Below are 17,697 nucleotides of genomic sequence, written 5' to 3' on the forward strand. Positions count from 1 at the left end.
GTCACCCGCTCCACGCGCAAGGCCCCTCCTCGGAGGGGCCTTCGTCATCTGGCGCCCGCCCCGCCCGCCGCATCGGCGACGCGCTCGGACGCACCCAGCAGCACCTCGATCTCCGCGGGCGGCATCGGCCTGCCGAGGTGGAAGCCCTGACCCACCACGCTGCCGAAGCCGCGCAGCAGCTCGACGGTCGCCTGGTTCTCGACCCCCTCCGCGACCACGCGGAGTCCCAGCTCGAGAGCGAGCGCGATGGTCGAGCGGACGATGATGAGGTCGTGGTGGTCCTCGCCGATGCTGCTGACGAAGCTCCGGTCGATCTTGAGCTCGTCGATCTCGAGCCTGCGGAGGTAGGTGAGCGACGCGTTGCCGGTGCCGTAGTCGTCGATCGCGATCGCGACGCCCAGGCGGCGCACCGCGCGCAGCACCACGTCCGCGCGCACCGCGTCGGCGAGCACTCCCGTCTCGGTGACCTCGAGCACCAGGCGGTCGGCCGGCACGCCGTGCCGCTCGAGAGCGGAGGCGACCTGCTGCGGCAGCGCGAGGTCCGCGAGGTGGCGCGCGGACAGGTTCACCGACATGCGGATGTCGTGACCGAGGGCCCGCCAGCCGGCGAGCCTCCCGAGAGCGGCGTCGAGCACGCAGGCGGTGAGATCGTGGATCAGACCGGAGTTCTCGGCGAGCTGCACGAACTCGTCTGCGGGGATCGGGCCGCGCTCGGGGTGCGACCACCGCGCCAGCGCCTCGACGGCGACCACGCCGCCGTGGTCGAGATCGAACTGCGGCTGGTACTCGACGTGGATCATCCGGCGCTCGAGTGCGGCGCGCAGGTCCGCGAGAAGCCGGAGGCGCTCGACGGTGTTGACGTCGAACTCGGGAGAGAACGTGCTGATCCGGTCGCGCTCGACCTTCGCCTCGTACAAGGCGATGTCCGCATTCTTCATGAGCGTCGCGACGGTGTCGCCGTGGCGCGGTGCGATGGCGACCCCCGCGCTGGCGCGCACCATCAGCTCCAGCCCGCCGACCTTCACCGGCGACCGCAGCGCGTCGAGCAGATCCTCAGCGCACGCTCGCGCCGCCACCGCGCCTCCGTGCACGACGACCGCGAACTCGTCGCCGCCCAGCCGGTGGACGGCCTGGGCGTCCTGCGCCGCCCCCACGAACCGTGCAGCGACTTCCCGCAGGATCTCGTCGCCGATGGGGTGCCCGAGCGTGTCGTTGAAGTCCTTGAAATGGTCGAGGTCGAGCAGGACCAGCGCCGGTCCCGCCTCGCGATCTCCGGACGCCGCCTCGAGCGCGCCCTCGAGCGTCTGATGGAGCCGACCGCGGTTGCCGAGCCCCGTCAGGCCGTCGTGAGCCGCCTCGTACGCGTGGCGCGCGCCGGCGGATGCGTAGTAGTGCGCGGCGACCACGGGGACCAGGATCAGCACTGCGGGCGCGAGACCGTGGTGCGCCAGCTGGGCGGCGATCGCCCCCATGACGAGCAGGACCGTGTGCGTGACGAAGAAGTTGCCTGCGTCCTCACGCACGGCCTCCAGCAGCGACTGCCCTGACAGCAGCGTGACCGCGATCCCCACCAGCAGGTAGTTGGACGCCACCATCACCAGGCCCGCCAGCAGCAGCGCCCCGATCTTCGCTGCGCCGTCGGCCCGCGAGGCGTCCGCGTCGAGGTCGCTGCCGAGGAGGTCGTACACACGGCCCGCCACGAGCACGGAGATCGCGTACTGCGCCGCGTTGAAGACCAGCTTGTACGGGGCGCGTCGCCCCTTGAGGTCGACGATCACCATCGCGGCCATCTGGACGAGCGCAGCGGACAGCGGCCCCGCGATCTCGATCAGGGCCACCACGGCCGGCGTCGACAGCGCGATCGACCGCTGCGCCGCGCCGTCCTCGAACAGCAGCCAGATCGGTTTGAGCTCGCCGAGGACGGCGAGGACCGCGAGGAAGAGAGCGGGCCAGACCATCGACGGCGGCACGGCGAGGGTGCTGTCGCTGTGCGCGAGCAGCAAGCCGACCCACGTGAGGCCCAGGGTCGACACAGCGCCCGTGTAGACGAGCGCAGGGTTCCATGCTCGTCGGAGGCCCGGTGTCGGCACGTACGCTCCCGCTTCCGTCTGCTCACCGGCGAGCGCCGGCACCTACATCGTTGCAATCGACCGCACCACCGTCCAGGTGAGAATACTCACATGGGCTCGCGGGCGTGATGCCGCATGGATCGGTTCGCGCCTAGGCGCGCGACAGGGCGCCCTCCGTCGGGGCGCCGTTGGCCTCCACGATCATCCTCTCGACCGCCTCCGCGCTGCCGGGCCTGCCCAGGTGGTAGCCCTGCGCGACCACGCCCCCGAAGCTGCGGAGCGACTCCACGGTCGGCTCGTCCTCGACGCCCTCCGCCACGACCCGCAGGCCCAGCTCGAGCGCGAGCGCGATGGTGGAGCGGACGATGATCATGTCCTGCCCGTCCGCACGGATGTTGCTGACGAACACACGGTCGATCTTGAGCTCGTCGACCTCGAGGCGGCGCAGGTAGCTGAGCGAGGCGTTGCCGGTGCCGTAGTCGTCGATCGCGATCGTGACCCCGTGGGCGCGCAGGGCGCGGATCACGAGGTCCGCGCGGACGGGGTCCGAGAGGATCGCGGTCTCGGTGACCTCGAGCACCAGGGACGATGCGGGGATGCCATGACGCCGCAGCGCGAGGGCCACCTGCTGCGGCACCCCGAGGTCCGAGAGATGACGCGCAGACAGGTTCACCGCCATCCGGATGTCGTGGCCGGCGGCGCGCCACTCGGCGAGCTGCGCGAGCGCGCGCTCGAGCACCACGGTCGTGAGCCGGAAGATGAGGCCCGAGTCCTCGGCGAGGGGGATGAACACGTCCGGACCGACGGGCCCGCGCGTGCAGTGGTTCCAGCGAGCGAGAGCCTCGACCGCGACCACGCGCGATCCGGCGAGCTCGACCTGCGGCTGGAAGACGACGTCGAGGTCACCCCGGTCGATGGCGATCCGGAGATCGGCGAGCAGGCGCAGCCGCTCGACCGTGTTGAGGTCGAACTCCGGAGAGAAGATGCTGATCCGGTCCCGCTCGAGCTTCGCGTGATAGAGCGCGATGTCCGCGTTCTTCATCAGGGTGTCGACGTCGCTGCCGTGCATCGGCGCGACGGCGAGGCCGGCGCTCGCCCGTACCAGCAGCTCGAGATCGTCGACCTGCACCGGCTCCTCAAGGGTCGCGAGGACCTCGGAGGCGAGCGAGCGGAGCTGCTCGATGGTGCCGTCCGCCACGATCGCGAACTCGTCGCCGCCGAGCCGGTGGACGACGGCGTCCAGGGGTGCCCCCCCATCGAGCCGCCGCGCCACCTCGCAGAGGATCGCATCCCCCACCGGATGACCCAGCGTGTCGTTGAAGACCTTGAAGTGATCGAGATCGATCAGCACCAGACCTGGCCCTCGGTACCGGTCGTCAGGTTCTGCGGCCAGGTCGCGCTCGAGCTTCACGCGCAGCTGCCCCCGGTTGCGCAGCCCCGTGAGCTGGTCATGCGAGGCGTCGTACGCGTGGCGTGCACCGATGACCGCGAAGTAGTGCGCGGCCACCGCCGCAGGCACGAGCATGACCAGGACTCCGACGCCGTGCGGCGCGACATCAGCCGCGATGCAGCCCAGGCTCAACATCACCGCGTGGGTGGCCACGAAGTAGCCGAAGCCGCTGGCGAGCGTCGCGCGCAGCGGCTCACCGGAGGCGAGCGTGACCGCGACGCCGACGAGCAGCCAGTTGAGCATGATCATCACGAGGCCGGATACCAGCAGCGCTCCCACGCGCTGCGCGTGCACCACCGCGACGTGGTCGCCTTCGATGGTCGCGGCGAGAGGCTCGTAGACCGCGCCGGCGGCAGCGATGCTCACGGAATACTGCGCGATGTTGAAAGCAGCCTTGTACCAGGCGCGACGACCGCGGATGTCGTCGGCGAGGGTGCTGATCGCCTGCACAAAGATCGCGGGGGCCGGGCCCGCGATCGCCAGGATCGCGAGAACCGCGGGCGTGCCGAGGGACAGTGAGTGGATCTCCTGGCCCGACCACGCGAGCCAGATCGGCTTGAGCTCCCCCACGAGCGCGAAGACCGCGAGGAACGCAAGGGCGATCATGAGGTTGGTGCTGAGCTCTGTGGGCCGCATCCCGGCACCGAGCGTCCCGGCGAAGGCGGCCGCGCCGAGCACGCAGACGGACGCGACGTAGAAGATGAGCGTCGCAGGGCGCGTAGGGTGCGGGCGGCCGATCACGAGCTCCTCCCTCGGGGACGCGCAGGCGGGGTGGGCATGGGTTCACGGATGACGATGTCGTCGCGTCGCCATCCGTTCGTCCCTATCGACCGATGCGACGTGCGGGTGAACACTTCCGGCGCGACGGGGCCTCGCCATCGTAGAGGTCCGCAGGCGCGGTCGAGGCGCAGCTAAGCGTCGACGCGGTCGTGAACGACGGCGCTCGGCGATCGCAGCGGCCGTGTCTGCGTCCATGCGGCGAGGGCCACACCGACGACGATGAGCACGTCGCCGACGCTGAACGTGTTCGCGAGCGGCAGCGGGTCCGGCCAGGCGAAGACGTCGCCGAGCCAGGGCAGCACGGGGTCCGCCAGCACGGCGGAGTTGAGGAACTCATGGTCCGGATCGATCCCTGCGGCCTCGACCGCCGCCCGGCTGGCCGGCAGCACGCCGCCGTTGAGCGCGATGGTGAGCCCGTTCGCGAGCGCTCCCGCTCCGACGACGAGCGCACCGCGGACCTCGCGGTTGACCCACAGGAACGCCAGCACCGCGAGGTAGGTCGCCACGTGCAGCGGCGGCGCGACCGCCTCGGGCAGCGGCACGTCGATGATCACGATCTGCGTGGCGAGCGCGCCCCACACGAGCCAGGGCGCGCGCCAGCGGCGCAGCGCGATGCCGGCCGGCCACCTCAGCGCGACCAGGGGCGACACGAGCGCCAGCAGGCATGCCGTCATCACGAGCATGTCAGCCTCGTTCCGCAGGCGTCAGCGTCGAGCCCTCGAGCGCTTGGAGCACCGTGGCGGCGGGAGCGGGCCTGCCGAGGTGGAAGCCTTGAGCGATGACCGGGCCGAGCTCCGCGAGCGCCACGGCGGTCGGCGCGTCCTCGACGCCCTCGGCCACCACGCGCAGCCCGAGCGCGAGCGCGAGCTCGATGGTCGACCTGACGATGATGAGGTCGTGGTCGTCCGCCTGGATGTTGCTGACGAAGGACCGGTCGATCTTGAGCTCGTCGATCTGCAGCCGACGCAGGTAGTTGAGCGAGGCGTTGCCGGTGCCGTAGTCGTCGATCGCGATCGCGACACCGAGCTGGCGCAGCTCCCGGATCACGAGGTCCGCGCGGATCGGGTCCGACAGGATTCCGGTCTCGGTGACCTCGAGCACCAGCGAGGTCGCGGGGACGCCGTGGCGCTCGATCGCCTCGGCGACGAGGCGTGGGAGCGCGAGGTCGGAGAGGTGGCGGGCGGACAGGTTGACGGCCATCCGCACTTCGTGGCCGCGCGCACGCCACGCGGCGAGGTCCCGCAGCGCCTGGTCGAGCACGAACGTGGTGAGCTCCAGGATCAACCCCGAGTTCTCCGCGAGCGGGACGAACTCGTCGGGGCGGACGAGCCCTCGCTCCGGGTGGTGCCAGCGCACCAGCGCCTCGACGCCGACCGTCCGCCCGCTGGCGAGGTCCACCTGGGGCTGGTACTCGACGTGCAGGGCCGTCTCGGACAGCGCCGTCCGGAGGTCGGCGAGGAGCTGTAGCCGATCCACGGTGTTGATGTCGAACTCCGGAGCGAAGGTCGAGATCCGATCGCGCTCGAGCTTCGCGTGGTAGAGCGCGATGTCCGCATGCTTGAGGAGCTCCGCGCCATCCGTGCCGTGCATCGGCGCGACGGCCACGCCGACGGATGCCCGGACGAGCAGCTCGAGCCCGTCGATGTTCACAGGCGCCTCGAACGAGGCGAGCATGTCCCGCGCTGCTCGTCGGCTCTCCGCGAGCCCTCCATCCACCACGACGGCGAACTCGTCGCCTCCCAGCCGATGGGCCCGCGATCCCTCGGGCGCGGCCGCCACGAGCCGGTGGGCCACCTGGCGGAGGATCATGTCGCCCACCGGGTGACCGAGCGTGTCGTTGAAGTCCTTGAAGTGGTCGAGGTCGAGGAGCACGAGCCCGGGGCCGCTGGACTCGGAAGCCTGGCCGAGCGCGCGCGAGAGATCGCGCTGCAGCTGCGCGCGGTTGCCGAGACCGGTGAGAAGGTCGTGCGTGGCGTCGTGGGCGTGGCGAGCTGCTGCGGACGCGAACACATGCGCGGCGAGCACGGGACCGGCCAGCAGCGCGAGCCCGAGCAGGCTCTCCGAGCCGACCTCGGCGGCGAGCGAGCCCACGCTCAGCAGCACGAGGTTGACCACCACGAAGTCGCGGAGCTCCATGCGGAGGACGGTGGTGATCGAACCGCGCACGGAAAGGGACACGACACAGGCGACGAGCAGCCAGTTCACCGCCACCATCGCCACGCCCGCGATGAGCAGCGCGGCGATCTCAGACATCTCGACGGTGCTGGGGCCTCCGAAGAACGGAGCGCCGGTAAGCCCTGCGTAGACGGCTCGGGCCGCGATGACGCTGAGCGCGTACTGCGCAAGGTTGAACAGGGATTTGCGGAGGGGTCGACGCTGCACGACATCATCGACCCCGCTCGCGACGAGCTGGGCGACGACGGCGACGCCAACACCCGCGACGCCGACGAGCGCGAGCACGAACGGCGCCGACGTCGACAGGGTGCGCGTGCCTGAGCCCCCGTCGACGAGGCGGATGGGGCGGACCTCGCCGATGATCGCGGCGCAAGCGAGCACGAGCACCTGCCACCGCATGGGGGAGTCGACGATCGCGCCCCAGGGCGCACCGACCAGAACCGCGGCGAGGCCGAGCGCACCGAGCGTCGTGACGCCTGTGACGTACGCGTCAAGCGCCGGCGGCGCCAGGAACGGAGTCCTGGCGCCGCCGGTACGTGAAGCGGTCAGTTCCACTTGACTCCGGCACCCGCCACGGTGGCGACGGCGACGATGGTGCCCGCGCTCGCGACGACGCGCACGGTGAGGCTGTCCTTGATCTTGGTCCACTTGCCCATGATGCACTTCCCTTCAGCTGCGACGATGCGCACGGCCGTAGCCGTCCCTGCCGCAGGGGTGACCGCTGAGAGAGGTGTAGATCGCCACTGCGCACATCGTCAATTGTCAGAAAGGCCAGGAGGGGTTGGCCTGGCAACATCCTGGCGTGAAGTCGCTGAAAGAGCGAGGGTTTTCTCAGGATTCGCCATGATTTCTGCGTGATCCTCGCGCGCGAGCCGGGCACAGATCTCGCCCGCGACCACCGGGCGGCTGTAGTGGTAGCCCTGGCCGATGACGTCCCCCAGCGCGCCGATCGCCGCACCGGTGGCCTCGTCCTCGATGCCCTCCGCCACCACGCGCAGACCGAGGCCGAGCGCGAGCTCGACCGTCGACCGCACGATGATCCGGTCGCGGGGGTCCTCGCTCATCCGGCTGACGAACGCGCGGTCGATCTTGAGCTCGTCCACCTCGACGCGCCTCAGGTAGCTGAGCGACGCGTTGCCGGTGCCGTAGTCGTCGATCGCGATCGCGACGCCGAGATCGCGCAGCGCGCGCAGCACCTTGTCGGCGCGCACCGGATCGGAGAAGATCGCGGTCTCGGTCACCTCGAGCACCAGGGCCGAGGCGGGGACGTCGTGACGCGCGAGGGAGTTGCTCACCATGGCGACGATCGACAGGTCCGCGAGGTGCCGCGCCGAGAGGTTGACCGCGAGCCGCACATCCGTGCAGCCGGCGCGCCAGCGCGCGAGATCGGCGAGGGCGATGTCGAGCACCAGCTCGGTGAGGCCGAAGATCAGCCCCGAGTTCTCCGCGAGGGGCACGAACTCGTCGGGACCGACAGGCCCGTGCTCGGGATGACGCCAGCGCGCCAGCGCCTCGACGCCGACGGTCGCGCCGGTGGTGAGGTCGATCTGCGGCTGGTACTCGACGTGGAGCCGGCGCTCCTCGAGCGCGGTCCGGAGGTCGACGATGAGCTGCAGCCGCTCGACCGTGTTGACCGCGAAGTCGGGCGAGTAGGTGCTCACCCGGTCGCGCTCGAGCTTCGCGTGGTAGAGGGCGATGTCGGCGTTCTTCATCAACGCCGCCTCGTCCGCTCCGTGGCGCGGCGCGACCGCGACACCCGCCGAGCCGCGCACCAGCAGCTCGAGGGTGTCGACCAGGACGGGTGTGGTGAACGAGTCGAGCAGCGTCCGCGCAACCCGTTCCGTCCCGTCGACGCCGTCGCGCACCACCACGGCGAACTCGTCACCGCCCAGACGATGCACGGAGGCCTGCTCGGGGAGGGACGCGACCAGGCGCGTCGCGATCTCCCGCAGGATCGCGTCACCCACGGGGTGACCGAGCGTGTCGTTGAAGTCCTTGAAGTGGTCGAGATCGACCAGCACGAGGCCCGGCCCCTCCTCGTCTCGCCGCGCCGCGTAGTCGAGCGCGTCCTCGAGCTCGTCCCGGAACTGCGCACGGTTGCCCAGCCCCGTGAGGCGGTCGTGGCGTGCATCGTGCGCGTGGCGGGCGCCGGTCGAGGCGAAGACGTGCGCCGCGAACAGCGGCACCACGAGCAGCACCAGCGACACGGGGTTGTGCGGTGCGACACCCACCGCGACGCCCGCGACGGAGAGCAGCACCAGCTGCGTCACCACGAGGAACCGCAGGTCCCGCGCCACGAGCGGCCAGAAGGACCGGGACGTGGAGAGCGCGACGGCGCCGCACACGAGCAGGTGGTTCGCCACCACGGAGGCCACGCCCGCGACCAGCAGCGCGGCGACGTCCCCGGCGCCGATGTCGCGCGTGGGTTCGAGCAGCGGCGTACCCGTGAGGCCCGAGTACAGCGCGGCCGCCACGAGCACGGTGAGCACGTTCTGCCCGGTGTTGAAGAGGATCCGGCGGGCGTCCGAGCGCCGCCGGACCGCCAGGACCAGTCCCGCGGCGACATGGGCGATCATCGCGATCACCGCGCCGGCGATCGGCAGCAGCGCCAGCACCGCGGGCGTGGACGTCCCCAGGGACCGCGACTCGCGACCGTTGACCCGCAGGATGATGGGCTTGAGCTCGCCGGGGATGCTCACGGCGAGGAGGAAGACCACCGCCCCGGCCGGAGCCACCGAGGTGACGATCTCCCACGGGGTCGCGAGCGCGGACGCGACGAGCGTCCCGATGCCCATGACGGCGACCACGGCCACGTAGAGGTCGAGGCGCGTCAGGCGTGTCACCGGCATGCGTGTCGCTCCTCTCCGAGGCGCGCGCAGGCGAGCCCGGAGGTCGGATCGGCCGCGCACGTCAGTTGTTGAGCAGTCGTCCAACAACTCCTCCGCGGCACGTCTGCGCGGCGGCTCAGCCGGCGGGGCACTCGGCGACAAGGCCGCCCGTGGCGGTGAAGGCGGCCGTCTGGCCCCCGTCGGGCCCGGCGGCGATGGTGACGCACCAGTCGTACGCGGTGGACCCCTCGTAGGTGAGAGCGACGTCCGCCTCGGAGGTGCGCGCCACGACCGCGCCGTCGACCACGTATCCGTCGGCCGTGATGTCGACGTCGACGCCGGTGAGCTCCGGGTCCGCGGCGAAGCGCTCAACCACGGCGTTCCCGACGGTGATGACGTCAACCTTCGCGTGCGCGAGGATCGCGCCGTCGGACGTCTGCGAACCCTGGTGGAGCAGCCATCCGGCGGCCACGAGGAGAGTGCCGACGATCCCGAGCACGAGGCCCGCGAGCGGCCAGCTTCGACGGCTCGCCGCGCCGGAGCGCCAACGCGCGAGGCCGATGATCCCGAGCACGATCGCGACCGGTCCGAGCCCGAGGCACGCGGTCACGAACGCCGTGATCCCCACGCCGTTCCCGCCCTCGGCGATCCGCGCATCGTCCTCGACCGAGGTCCCGACCGTCTCGACCATCCCGTCCTCCCTCGTGGATCGTGTCGAGAAAGTCTCGCACGCGCGGGACGCGGCTCCGCGCATCACGCCCGGGGTCCGGCCGCGCCCGGCGTCACCCCTGCGCGCCGGAGGTCGACGGTCGCGTCGCGAGCACGGAGCGCACGGCGAAGGCCCCCCGGAATTCGGGTCCGGGGGGCCTTGCCCTGAAGCGCGAGAGACCACGGCAGGGGGGCACCCGCAACGCGGCGACGACCTCTCGGCCGACCCCCCGGGCCCGTCTGTCCTGTGCCGTCACACACAAGTCGAGCAGCCCGTCTTCGAGGCTGCCGACGCGAACCGCCGTTGTCCGAGGAGTCCGATCAGGAGCGTGCGCACCCGACCGTCGCACCGCTCCGCGCCGCTGCCGACACCGAGCGGTCCGATGGCCGTCGGAGAACGCTCTCACGTCCCCCGTCGGCGCGCGCCGCACCATCTCGCTAACGGTTTTCTACTCGCGTCGGCCGGGCGCTGCAAGGGGTACCGGACATCCTTCTCCTGTCCACCGCGCGCCCACATGCTCATCCACATGCGCCGTGCGGGGCTGGGAGGTTTTACCCACACCTGTGGAGGAAATCTGTGGAAACAGCGTCATGCCTGTGCGACACACGTGCGACACACGACGATGTGACAATCGCCCCGTGCTGACACTCTCGGGAGCGACCGCGATCGTGGTCGATGACGCGTCCACACGCACCGGCGACCTCCACCTCGGACCCGACGGGGTCTCCGGTCCCCCCCTGGCCGGGGACGTGCTCGACGTCTCGGGCTGCGTGGTGACCCCCGGTCTGGTCAACGCGCATCACCACCTGCTGCAGTCCGCGTTCCGCACGCTGCCCGGAACCCGCGGCGTACCGATGGCCGCATGGCTGCAGCGCATGTCCGAGGCGTACACGGCCGAGGGCGTCGATCCCGCGCTGGTGCGCGCTGCAGCCCGCGTCGGCGTCGCCGAGTCGCTGCTCGACGGCGTCACCACGGTGGCGGACCATCACCTCACCTGGCCGTCGGGGGCGGACACGGTGGCGATGGCGCGCGCGACCGCCGACGCAGCACGATCCCTGGGGATCCGGCTCGCCTTCGTGCGCGGCGCGGCCCGAGACGATCCGGAGGAGGCGGCGAGCTCCGCGGCCGCGATCATCGAGGCGCTGGTCCCGCACGGCGGCGTCACCGCGGACGGCATGCTGCAGGTCGCGGTCGGTCCGGCGGGCGTGCACTCGGACACCGAGGCGACGTTCCGGCTCATGGGCGAGGTCGCCTCCCGCTACGGCGTCCGCCGCCGTACACAGGCGAACGAGCAGGTCGACGTCGACATCGCCGCCGAGCGCTACGGCAGGCGGCCGCTCGACCTGCTCGACGAGTGGGGCTGGCTCGCTCCCGACGTGACCCTCGCCCACCTGTGCGGTGTGACGGAGGCGGAGACCGCGCGCCTCGCCGCATCCGGCATCACCGCCACGCACGCGCCCGGCTGCGACCTGCCGATGGGCTGGGGCGTCGCGCCGGTGGGCCGCCTGCTCGACGCGGGCGTCGCCGTGGGGCTGGGCACCTCGGGCGGCGGATCGAACGATGCCGGGCACCTCCTCGCGGACGCGCGCCTCGCGATGCAGGTCTCGCCGCTCGCGGGGCGCGGGCTCGCGGCGGCCGAGGCGCTCACGATGGCGACCTCGGGCTCGGCACGGGGGCTGGGGCGTCCCGAGCTCGGACATCTCCGGCCCGGCGCGGCAGCCGACGCGTGCGTGTGGGACGTCTCCGGCGTGCACGACGCCGGCGTCGCCGATCCGGTCGCGGGCCTCCTGTGGGCGAACCCCGGACGCCGGCCGCGCCACGTCATCGTCGCCGGCCGGCTCGTGGTGCGCGACTATGCGCTGGTCGACGCGGACGAACGCGACGTGGTCGCGGAGCTCGCCTCCCGCCTCGACGGCTAGAGCTCGAGCACCAGCCGCGGGCACGCGGCGCGCGAGACGCACACCATCATCCGCTCGTTCGCGTCGCGCTCCTCGGGCGACAGGATCGAGTCGCGATGATCGACCTCACCCTCGACCACGACGGTCTCGCAGGTGCCGCACGTGCCCTCGCGGCACGACGACAGCACGAACACCCCTGCCTGCTCGACCGCGTCGAGCACGCTCTGCTCGGGCGTCACCTCGACCGTGGTGCCGCTGAGCATGAGCTCGACCTCGAACGTCTCGTGACGCACGGGCTCGCCGACCTCGCGCGCCTCGAAGCGCTCGACGTGGAGGGTGCCCGGCGCCCAAGACGACGCCGCCTCATCGAGAGCGTCGAGCATCCGCCGTGGCCCGCACGCGATCACGGCCTCACCCTCGGCCGGCACCAGGCCCGCGATGTCCAGCCGTGCGCCCTCGTCCGAGGCATGGACCCTCACCCGAGCGCCGTACGTCTCGAGCTCGGCCAGGAAGCCGATGCAGGCACGGCTGCGGCCGGCGTAGTCGAGCGTCCACGCGGCGCCCGCCGCCTCGGCGGCGCGGATCATCGGCAGCAGCGGCGTGATGCCGATGCCGCCCGCGATGAAGCGGTAGCGGGGAGCCTCGACCATCGCGAAGTGGTTCCAGGGCCCGCGCACGCGCACGCGGCCGCCCTCGAGCAGGTTCTCGTGGATCCAGCGCGACCCGCCGCGGCCCTCATCCTCGCGCAGCACCGCGATGCGCCAGGCCCCAGCGTCGGCAGGATCGCCGCACAGCGAGTACTGACGCTCGAGACCCGCGTCGGTGAGCACGTCCACATGCGCGCCGGGCTCCCACCCGGGCAGCGACGCGCCGTCGACCGGCACCAGCTCGAACACGTCGACGTCGGGGGCTGCGGACTCGCGACGCCTCACGGTGACGTCGATCTCGGGAGGCGCGGTCGTCATGCGGGCTCCTCGTGGGTGCACAGGGCCTTGATCAGCAGCTTGCGGAAGGGGGTGCCATCGACGGAGCGCCAACGGTGCCTCGCGCCGCTGGGGATGAGGACGCCGTCGCCCGCCGAGAGCGGCACGATGTCACCCCCGAGGTCGAGAAGCCCTGCGCCTGAGAGCAGATACGCGAACTCCTCCTCCGGGTGGGAGAAGTACTCGCCGAACTCGGTGTGCTCGCTCACCACCTCGTAGGGCGCGAGGTGCCGGAAGTCTCCCTCGAACACCCTCACGATGCCGTCCGCGAACGCGGCGCCCGCGGGCTCCGCGGTCCCCGTCTCCCGCTCTCGCCGCGACACGAGCGCGAACAGCTCGAACTGCGTGGTCCCGAGGCCCCTCGCGATCGCGTCGAGGGACGCGAAGCTGGGACGCGCGACACCGCGTTCGACCTGGCTGAGGAACGGGTGGGAGAGCCCGGACAGCGCGGCGAGCTGCTTGAGGGTGTGGCCCCGCTCACGCCGCAGCTCGCGGATGAGCGAGCCCAGAGCGCCGGCCTGCGCGTCGAGGGTCGTGGGCGTCATGAAGGGCCTCCGGGGACGGTCGGCGAAGGTAACCGCAAGTTCACATGGATGAAACGCACGGCGGGTACGTTCATGAGTGTTGAGCCTATCAACATTCCGGACAGGCTCGGCAGTCCCCCGGCGTCGTCGCCACCCCGTCCCCCTGAGGAGAGCCGTGTCCCCGGTCCCCGTCAGCGTCCTCCGTCACGCGAGCCTGCCCGACGGCAGCCTCGTCGATGTCCTCCTCGAGGACGGCGTGGTCGCGGATGTGGTCGACGCCGGCACGGGCCGCGCCGCCGAGGCGGTCGATCTCGAGGGCAGGCTGCTGCTGCCCGCCGGCGCCGATGCGCACGCGCACCTCGACAAGGCGTACACGTGGGACGCGATCCAGCCCCCCTTCGGCGACCTCGTCGGCGCGATCGACGCCTTCCACTCCTTCCAGGAGAACCTCACGGAGGAGGACATCCACGGACGCGCACGGCGCGCGGCGCTGCGCCTGCTCGCGAACGGCACCACCGCGATCCGCAGCCACGTCAACCTCCTGCCCGGCGACTCCCCCTTCCGCGGCGTCGACGCGCTGGTGAGGCTCCGCGCCGAGCTGCGCGACGTCCTCGACCTCCAGCTCGTGGCGCTGCCGCCGGTCGGGATGGACGATGCGCTGGTCGAGGAGTCCCTCGCGCGGGGCCTCGACCTCGTGGGCGGCGCGCCGCACCTTGCCGAGGACCCGATCGACGAGGTGCGCCGCATGGTCGCGATCGCGGAGCGCCGCGGCACCGGCATCGATCTTCACACCGACGAGTCCCTCGACGGCCCCGTCACCATCGGCGAGTTCGCGCGGCTGGTCGAGGGCTGGGAGCCCGGACGCCTCCGCACCGCCGGCCACTGCGTCCGGCTCGGCACCCTGCCGTCCGAGGAGCTCGCACCGTTGATCGACGCCGTCGTCCAGGCCCGGCTCGGAGTGGTGAGCCTGCCCATCACCAACCTGTACCTGCAGGGATGGGACCAGCCGGTCGGCACCCCGCGCGGGCTCACCGCGCTCGCGCCGCTGCTCGAGGCGGGCGCGCTCGTCTCGGCGGGCGCGGACAACGTGCGCGACCCCTTCAACCCCCTGGGCCGCTCCGACGCGTGCGAGACGGCGATGCTGCTGGTCACCGCGGGGCACCTCGACCTCGAGACCGCCTGGCACCTCGTCTCGAACGGCGGCCGCGCCGTCATGGGTCTGCCGCGGGCCGCCGCCGAGCCCGGCGCCGCCGCCGACTTCGTCGCCATGCCGGCCGCGAACGTGGGCGAGGCCATCGCGGAGGCACCCGCCGACCGCATCGTCCTCCACCGCGGGCGCGTGGTCGCCCGCACCGCCGTCCAGCAGCAGATCCACGTCCCCGTCCCCACCGAAGGGTCCCTCCATGCCTGACCCCGCAGCCCCCGACACGGTCGCGCCGGCCGAGGCGCCCGCCGACGCCCACCGCGGCGCCCTGCTCGACTTCGACGACGTCCAGCTCACCTACCCCAACGGCACCATCGCGCTGTCCGGCGTGGACCTCATGGTGCGCCGCGGCGAGTTCGTCACCGTCGTGGGCCCCTCGGGCTGCGGCAAGTCCACGCTGCTGCGGATCGCCTCCGGGCTCGAGTCCGCGACCACCGGCATCGCCGAGGTCAGGACGGACCACGTGGGCTACGTCTTCCAGGACGCGACGCTGCTGCCGTGGCGGTCCGTCCAGGCGAACGTCGAGCTGCTCGCGGAGCTCCGCGGCCACGGCAAGGCCGCGCGCAAGGAGGCGGCCCGCAAGGCGATCGAGCTCGTGAGCCTCACCGGCTTCGAGAAGCACCTGCCCCGCCAGCTCTCCGGCGGCATGCGCATGCGGGTCTCGCTGGCCCGGTCGCTCACGCTCGACCCCGAGCTGTTCCTCTTCGACGAGCCGTTCGGCGCGCTCGATGAGATCACCCGCGAGTACCTCAACGACGAGCTGCTCCGGCTCTTCGTCGAGCGGCAGTTCGCGGGGCTGTTCATCACCCACTCGGTGTCGGAGGCCGTCTACCTCTCGACCAAGGTCGTGGTGATGTCGGGCCGTCCCGGGCGCATCGTCGGCACCTTCGACGTGCCCTTCGACATGCCCCGCGATCCCGAGATCCGCTACACGCCCGAGTACGCCGCGCTGGTCGGCGAGGTCTCGCACGCCCTCCGGGAAGGACACACCTCATGAGCGCCACCGCGACCGCACCGCTCGCCACCAAGGCGATCCGCGGTGCCGGCGTCCAGTACTGGGCCCCGCCTCTCACCGTCGCCGCGATCATCGTCGGCCTCTGGTACCTGGTGAGCTACGTGGTCCTCGACCCGTCGCAGTCCTACCTGCTCCCGCCTCCCCACGAGGTGGTGGCGACGTACTGGAACCCCAAGATCGCGCCCGACATGTACGAGGCGCTCTGGAACAGCGCGAAGGTCGCCCTCACGGGCCTCGCGATCGCGATCGCGCTGGGCGTGTCCTGGGCCATCACCATGAACCAGGCCGCCTGGATCGAGCGCTCGCTCTACCCGTACGCGGTCATCCTCCAGACCATCCCCATCCTCGCGCTCGTGCCGCTCATCGGCTTCTGGTTCGGCTTCGACTTCACCGCCCGCGTCATCGTCTCGGTGCTGATCGCGCTGTTCCCGATGGTCTCCAACACGCTCTTCGGCCTCAAGTCCGTCGAGAAGGGCCAGCGGGAGCTGTTCCAGCTCCAGCAGGCGGGCGCCCGCACGATGCTCACCAAGCTCCAGCTGCCCGCGGCCCTGCCCGCGATCTTCACCGGGATGCGCATCTCCGCGGGGCTCGCCGTGGTCGGTGCGATCGTCGGCGACTTCTTCTTCCAGCGCGGCGAGCCCGGGATCGGTGCGCTCATCTCCAAGTACCAGGCCCGGCTCAACGCCGAACCCCTCTTCGCCTCGATCATCCTCGCGTCGCTCTTCGGAGTGGTCGTGTTCTGGATCTTCGGCTGGCTCAGCAAGCGTGTCGTCGGAAGCTGGCATGACTTCGAATGACTTCCGCACGTCCCGAACCGCACCACAGGAGAGAACAAGGAGAAGCAGCATGACCAAGCCCAGTCCCCGGGCCTTCGCAGCCACCGGCCTCGTCATCGCCGGGCTCACCCTGACCGCCTGCTCGTCCTCGGACGAGCCGGAGGCGGCAGGCACGTCCGGCACCACCTCCTCGGCGAGCCCCGCGGCCGCCGGCGCGGTCGACCTCGCTGCGGCGGGCTGCCCCGCCGACATCCGGATCCAGACCGACTGGAACCCCGAGGCGGAGCACGGCCACCTCTACGCGCTGTTCGGCGACGAGTACACGATCGACACCGACGAGAAGTCGGTCACCGGCCCCCTCATGGCGTCGGGCGAGGCCACCGGCGTCGACGTCACCGTCCTCGCGGGCGGTCCCGCCACGGGCTTCACCCAGCCCAACGCGCAGATGTACAACGACCCGAGCATCTTCCTCGCGTACGTCGGCACCGACGAGGCGATCGCGCACGCGGCGGACCTCCCGACCGTCGGCGTCTTCGCCCCGCTCGAGAAGGACCCGCAGATGATCATGTGGGATCCCGAGACCTACCCCGAGGTCGAGGGCATCGCCGACCTCGGCGAGGCCGGCGCGACCATCCGCGTGTTCGGCGGCGGCACCTACATCGACTACTTCGTCGGCGCAGGAGTCCTGTCCGAGGACCAGATCGACGCGACCTACGACGGCCTGCCGGCCGTGTTCGTCTCCGAGGGCGGCGCGATCGCTCAGCAGGGCTTCGCCTCGGCCGAGCCGTTCATCTACGAGAACGAGGTCCCCGAGTGGGGCAAGGCGGTCTCGTACGAGCTCATCAACGACGCCGGCTACCCGAAGTACGCGGCCGTCATGTCGGTGATCCCCGAGAACATCACCGAGTACTCCGACTGCCTCACCGCGCTCGTGCCGGTGCTGCAGCAGGCCGAGCTCGACTTCTACGCCTCGCCCGACTCGACGGTCGGCCTCATCCTCGAGCTCGTCGAGGAGTACGACACCGGATGGGTCTACTCCGAGGGCGTCGCGGCGTACTCGGTCGAGACCCAGCTGGGCGACGGCCTCGTGGGCAATGGCACCGACGACGTGATGGGCAACCTCGACGCCGACCGCGTCGCTGAGCTCTTCGAGATCGTCAAGCCCATCTACGAGGACCAGGGCTTCGAGATCCCCGCGGATCTCACCGCCGAGGACCTCTACACCAACGAGTTCGTCGACGAGTCGCTCGGCTTCTAGCCGACAACCCGTCACCCGCGGTGGCGGC

At 71.4% G+C, this 17,697-nt stretch carries 13 protein-coding genes; 5 read left to right on the forward strand and 8 right to left on the reverse strand.

The window, feature by feature from the left end; translation table 11 throughout:
- Positions 1-44 precede the first annotated feature (44 nt).
- The 6 genes from TR42_RS07660 to TR42_RS07685 form a co-directional block, all read right to left on the reverse strand.
- On the reverse strand, positions 45-2,033 hold the full coding sequence (locus TR42_RS07660) for a putative bifunctional diguanylate cyclase/phosphodiesterase (RefSeq protein WP_052405802.1): 1,989 nt from the start codon (positions 2,031-2,033) through the stop codon (positions 45-47).
- 187 nt (positions 2,034-2,220) lie between these two features.
- Complete coding sequence (locus TR42_RS14285) at positions 2,221-4,260, reverse strand: putative bifunctional diguanylate cyclase/phosphodiesterase (protein ID WP_052405804.1); 2,040 nt, start codon at positions 4,258-4,260, stop codon at positions 2,221-2,223.
- A 170-nt stretch (positions 4,261-4,430) separates the two neighbouring features.
- Positions 4,431-4,982 (reverse strand): DUF5317 domain-containing protein, encoded by a 552-nt coding sequence (locus tag TR42_RS07670; RefSeq protein ID WP_042214628.1) that lies wholly within the window; start codon positions 4,980-4,982, stop codon positions 4,431-4,433.
- Between the two features lies 1 nt (position 4,983).
- The gene (locus TR42_RS07675) at positions 4,984-7,029 is read right to left on the reverse strand and encodes a putative bifunctional diguanylate cyclase/phosphodiesterase (protein ID WP_052405806.1); all 2,046 of its coding nucleotides are present in this window, start codon (positions 7,027-7,029) and stop codon (positions 4,984-4,986) included.
- 200 nt (positions 7,030-7,229) lie between these two features.
- Positions 7,230-9,323 (reverse strand): putative bifunctional diguanylate cyclase/phosphodiesterase, encoded by a 2,094-nt coding sequence (locus tag TR42_RS07680; RefSeq protein ID WP_052405808.1) that lies wholly within the window; start codon positions 9,321-9,323, stop codon positions 7,230-7,232.
- Between the two features lie 115 nt (positions 9,324-9,438).
- Positions 9,439-9,993, reverse strand: coding sequence for a DUF4190 domain-containing protein (locus tag TR42_RS07685; RefSeq protein ID WP_042214630.1), 555 nt, complete (start codon positions 9,991-9,993; stop codon positions 9,439-9,441).
- A gap of 656 nt (positions 9,994-10,649) precedes the next feature.
- Here TR42_RS07685 and TR42_RS07690 point away from each other — a divergent pair.
- Entirely contained in the window at positions 10,650-11,930 is a 1,281-nt protein-coding gene (locus tag TR42_RS07690) for an amidohydrolase family protein (protein WP_042214632.1), read from the forward strand.
- Here TR42_RS07690 and TR42_RS07695 read toward each other — a convergent pair.
- Complete coding sequence (locus tag TR42_RS07695) at positions 11,927-12,874, reverse strand: PDR/VanB family oxidoreductase (protein ID WP_042214634.1); 948 nt, start codon at positions 12,872-12,874, stop codon at positions 11,927-11,929. The two genes, TR42_RS07690 and TR42_RS07695, sit on opposite strands and share 4 nt — an antisense overlap.
- Positions 12,871-13,437 (reverse strand): helix-turn-helix domain-containing protein, encoded by a 567-nt coding sequence (locus tag TR42_RS07700; RefSeq protein WP_042214636.1) that lies wholly within the window; start codon positions 13,435-13,437, stop codon positions 12,871-12,873. Before TR42_RS07700 ends, TR42_RS07695 begins: the two co-directional genes overlap by 4 nt.
- Before the next feature lie 154 nt (positions 13,438-13,591).
- On the opposite strand from TR42_RS07700, the gene TR42_RS07705 reads away from it, so the two are divergent.
- From TR42_RS07705 to TR42_RS07720, 4 genes are read left to right on the forward strand one after another with little or no spacing between them, the layout of a single operon-like run.
- Positions 13,592-14,827 carry an amidohydrolase family protein gene (locus TR42_RS07705; protein WP_042214638.1) on the forward strand — a complete coding sequence of 412 codons (1,236 nt, stop codon included), beginning with the start codon at positions 13,592-13,594 and terminating at the stop codon, positions 14,825-14,827.
- Positions 14,820-15,617: an ABC transporter ATP-binding protein gene (locus TR42_RS07710; RefSeq protein ID WP_042214640.1), complete on the forward strand. Its 798-nt coding sequence runs from the start codon at positions 14,820-14,822 to the stop codon at positions 15,615-15,617. Before TR42_RS07705 ends, TR42_RS07710 begins: the two co-directional genes overlap by 8 nt.
- The gene (locus TR42_RS07715) at positions 15,614-16,432 is read left to right on the forward strand and encodes an ABC transporter permease (RefSeq protein ID WP_042214642.1); all 819 of its coding nucleotides are present in this window, start codon (positions 15,614-15,616) and stop codon (positions 16,430-16,432) included. The genes TR42_RS07710 and TR42_RS07715 overlap by 4 nt, the downstream gene beginning before the upstream one ends.
- Positions 16,433-16,481: 49 nt before the next feature.
- The gene (locus TR42_RS07720; RefSeq protein ID WP_042214644.1) at positions 16,482-17,669 is read left to right on the forward strand and encodes a nitrate ABC transporter substrate-binding protein; all 1,188 of its coding nucleotides are present in this window, start codon (positions 16,482-16,484) and stop codon (positions 17,667-17,669) included.
- The last annotated feature ends 28 nt before the right edge of the window (positions 17,670-17,697 follow it).

The sequence above is a fragment of the Demequina mangrovi genome (assembly GCF_000759715.1).
GTDB classification, from domain to species: domain Bacteria; phylum Actinomycetota; class Actinomycetes; order Actinomycetales; family Demequinaceae; genus Demequina; species Demequina mangrovi.

What these genes read in the sequence shown, in the direction of transcription:
- TR42_RS07710 (WP_042214640.1), top strand. Translation starts at nt 14,820, where the DNA reads ATGCCTGACCCCGCAGCCCCCGACACGGTCGCGCCGGCCGAGGCGCCC.
- TR42_RS07720 (WP_042214644.1), top strand. Translation starts at nt 16,482, where the DNA reads ATGACCAAGCCCAGTCCCCGGGCCTTCGCAGCCACCGGCCTCGTCATC.
- TR42_RS07700 (WP_042214636.1), bottom strand. Translation starts at nt 13,437, where the DNA reads ATGACGCCCACGACCCTCGACGCGCAGGCCGGCGCTCTGGGCTCGCTC.
- TR42_RS07715 (WP_042214642.1), top strand. Translation starts at nt 15,614, where the DNA reads ATGAGCGCCACCGCGACCGCACCGCTCGCCACCAAGGCGATCCGCGGT.
- TR42_RS07695 (WP_042214634.1), bottom strand. Translation starts at nt 12,874, where the DNA reads ATGACGACCGCGCCTCCCGAGATCGACGTCACCGTGAGGCGTCGCGAG.
- TR42_RS07680 (WP_052405808.1), bottom strand. Translation starts at nt 9,323, where the DNA reads ATGCCGGTGACACGCCTGACGCGCCTCGACCTCTACGTGGCCGTGGTC.
- TR42_RS07670 (WP_042214628.1), bottom strand. Translation starts at nt 4,982, where the DNA reads ATGCTCGTGATGACGGCATGCCTGCTGGCGCTCGTGTCGCCCCTGGTC.
- TR42_RS07685 (WP_042214630.1), bottom strand. Translation starts at nt 9,993, where the DNA reads ATGGTCGAGACGGTCGGGACCTCGGTCGAGGACGATGCGCGGATCGCC.